Consider the following 3,247-nt stretch of genomic DNA (forward strand, 5'->3'; position numbering starts at 1 on the left):
CCCCAGCTCGACCCCGGACCGGGGTGGCCCGGCTCGGGCCCGGCCGCGGCGCCGGTACCGGACTGGGCGCGGGACGCCGACCGCGAACCGGGCGGGGAACTGCCGCCGCCGCCCGCGCCGGTGCCCGCACCGCCGCCGCCGATGCCTCCGGCGCCCGCCCCCGACCAGGGCGCCCAGATCGCCGAGGCGTACGGGATCCGGTTCCTGTGCGGCGCCGACGACATCGAGCGGGTCGTCACCGAGGTGCGGCGGCGCGGCAAGTGGGCGCGGCGGCTGCGCGGGCAGCAGGTGTCGAGCGCGTCGGCGCCGGCGCTGCTGCTGATCGGGGGGCCGTCCAGCGGGCAGCGGCGGCTGGCTCGGATGGTCGCGCGGGCGCTGGCGGAGGTGGAGGCCTCCAGCGGCGAGGTCCGCTCGGTCCACGCCGACGACCTGCGCGAACGAGGCCCGGAGGGGCTGCGGGAGGCGCTGGAGGAGCACGCCGGGCACGTCCTGCTGCTCGACGGCCTGGACACGCTGATCCTGGACGAGGCGCAGGGCGCGGCGTACGCGACGGTGCTGTACCGGACGCGGCTGGAGGGCGTGAACGACACGGCGCTGCTGGGCACGTGCGGACCGGACCGGGTCGGTGAGCTGTCGGCGGCGTCGCCGGAGCTGGTGACCGATCTGCGCGCGGTGCGGCTGCCGGATCTGACCGAGCCGGGGGCGCGTGCGGCGCTGGTGGGGCTGCTGGCGCAGGAGCGGTCGCTGCGGCTGGGCGCGGACGCGTGGGCTGTGGTCGACCGGGAGATCGGCGGGCTGCGGCCGCGGGGGCGGCTGACGGGCGCGCGGCTGGTGGAGGCGTACCTGGACCGGGCGGCGACGCGGCGGCTGGGCAGCGCGGAGGAGACCCAGGCGCTCGACGAGGAGATCCTGTCGCTGACGGCGTCGGATTTCGCGGGCCTGGCAGCGGAGCTGTCGGGCCGCTGACGCGACCCCACCTCCCCCGCGCGTCGGCTCTGTGCACCGGCACCCGGGGCGGGAGCCGGTGTCGCGGGTGACGGCGGTCCGGCGCCGGGCCCGGCGCCGGACCGCGCTCCGACGTCGACGACGTCGACGAGGCGTACGTCGGGGACCGGCACGCGGGGCGTTCGCGGGGCGCGGCGGGCGCGCCGGTCATGGTCGGGCCGAGGTCGCACAGCCGGGCCCGGGCGCGCCGGGTCGGCGCTCCAGGACGGTGGCTCCCGCGACGGGCAGGTCGTCATCGCCGCCGTCCTCGCCGCCGTCCTCGGCACGGAGACCGGCGCGCGGGCCGTGGGGCTGGCCGCCGCCGGACGACGCCCGCACGGTACGTCGATGCGGCTGCCGCGGGTGCCGGACGTCCGCGTTGTGGCGGCCGTTGTGTGGCGGCCGTTGTGTGGTGGTGGGGTGGGTTGAGGGGCGTTGCGTCCGGACGCTCGGGACGTCCGGGCCGGTGGTCCACGCTGGGGAGCCCGCCGGGACCGCTGCTTTTTTGGGTTTTCGGGTGGGTGTGGCAGGGGGTGCCGGGCTGGGGGTGTGCGGGTGTCCCGGTTCGGGGGCGGCCCGGGTGACCTGGGGGTTCGGGGCGGGTGGGCTCTGGCGGGGGGCTCAGGGGCCCGGGGCGGCGGCGGTTGGGGGCGCGGGGTGAGGGGATCGGGGCTTGCGCGTGAGCGCATGAAGCGGGCGCGGCGGGTGACCATGGAGGGCGTGGAACGTGCAGATCGGTTGCTGCTGCTGGTCGCCGAGCTCCGGGGGGCGGCCCCGGAGCCGTTGCGGCCGCGGGAGCTGGCGGAGCGGCTGGGGGCCGGTGAGCGGACGGTGCGGCGGGATCTGGAGCTGCTGGCGGCCGGGGGGCTGCCGGTGCGGGCGGGGCCCGGCGGGGGTCATGTGCTGGAGGAGCCGCCGCGGCCGGTGGTGGGCGAGGCGGAGTCGCTGACGGGGCCGGTGCGCGACACGCTGGTGGAGGCGGTGCGGTCGCGGCGGGTGGTGCGGCTGGTCTACACCGACCGGTCGGGGACGCGGACGCTGCGGGACGTGGAGGCGTCCGGGCTGGTGACGGCCCCTTACGGCGAGTATCTGGTGGGGTGGTGCCTGACGCGGGAGGGGCCCCGCAATTTCCGGGTGGACCGGATCGGCGCGGCGTATCTGGCGGGGCGGGACGCGCGGGTGCGGGAGCTGGAGGAGTTGCTGGCGGTGTTGCGGGTGCCGCTGCCGCGTCCGCCGTCGGCGCCGGACCGGCGGCGGGGGCCGGGCGGGGCGCGCGCGTGGACGCTGGAGCGGGTGGAGCGGGTGCGGGGGCGGCTGCGGGAGGAGGCGGCGGAGGTCCGGGACGGGCGGGAGGGCGCGGCGGCGCTGCGGGCGGTGGCGGGGCATCTGGCCGAGTGGACGCGGTGGCAGGCGGCGGCGGTGCGGGCGGCGGCGACGGGCGCCGAGCCGGTGCTGGAGGGGCGGCGGCCGCCGTTCCCGCGGGCGTTCGGGCGGGCGACGACGTATGCGGCGCGGGAGCGGATGATCCAGGACGCGATTGCGCCGCGGTCGCTGGCGGAGGTGCTGCGGGATCTGCAGCAGGTGCTGGAGGGGGTGGCGCACTGGGCGGCGGGGTGCGACGACGCGTTGTGGGAGGGGGAACTGCCGGATCCGCGCCCGTACGGGCCGCCGGGCGGGCCGCGTCCGCTGGCGGAGCTGCTGGCGGGGCCGCGGGGCCCGGTGGCGCATGTGGAGTGGCATCTGGACCGGCTGGGCGGCGAGGCGGCGCCGGAGGTGCGGGGCGTGGAGCGGTGCCCGCTGCGGCCGTGACCCGGGGGTCGGGTGGGGGTTGTCAGGTGCGGGTGGCGGGGAGGTGGCCTTCGCCGGGGTTGAGCAGCCTGCTGAACCAGACGGTCTTGCCTCCCGCGTGCTCGTCCTCGCTGGTGTGCGGGCCGCCGGCGTTGGTGCGGGTTCCGTATTCGGTGGCGAGGGCGGCGACCAGCAGCAGGCCGCGTCCGGCTTCGTGCCAGAGGGGGACGTCGGCGGGTGCGGGCGGCGGCGCGGCGGCGCGGCCGTCGGTGACCTCGCCGGTGAGGCGGCGGCCGTGCAGGTGCAGGCGGAGCCGGATGGGGGCGGCGCCGTGCAGGACGGCGTTGGTGACCAGTTCGTCGACGATGAGGACGATGTCGTCGGCGTCGTCGGGGTCGGCGACGCGCCAGTCGCGCAGGGCGCCGGCGGTCAGGGCGCGCGCCGCGGCGGCGGCGCGGGGCCGGGCCGGCAGGTC

At 78.9% G+C, this 3,247-nt stretch carries 2 protein-coding genes and 1 pseudogene; 2 read left to right on the top strand and 1 reads right to left on the bottom strand.

From position 1 onward, the window contains the following. Both ACFQ11_RS37395 and ACFQ11_RS37400 read left to right on the top strand, forming a co-directional pair. A pseudogene (locus tag ACFQ11_RS37395) lies at nucleotides 1–966 on the top strand (hypothetical protein); the annotation flags it as partial. Nucleotides 967–1,704: 738 nt separating this feature from the next. After that, entirely contained in the window at nucleotides 1,705–2,793 is a 1,089-nt protein-coding gene (locus tag ACFQ11_RS37400; protein ID WP_378307653.1) for a helix-turn-helix transcriptional regulator, read from the top strand. A gap of 22 nt (nucleotides 2,794–2,815) precedes the next feature. Here ACFQ11_RS37400 and ACFQ11_RS37405 read toward each other — a convergent pair. After that, the coding region (locus tag ACFQ11_RS37405) for an ATP-binding protein (RefSeq protein WP_378307655.1) at nucleotides 2,816–3,247 on the bottom strand (432 nt) is incomplete at its 5' end.

The organism is Actinomadura sediminis, from assembly GCF_042675525.1.
GTDB lineage: Bacteria > Actinomycetota > Actinomycetes > Streptosporangiales > Streptosporangiaceae > Spirillospora > Spirillospora sediminis.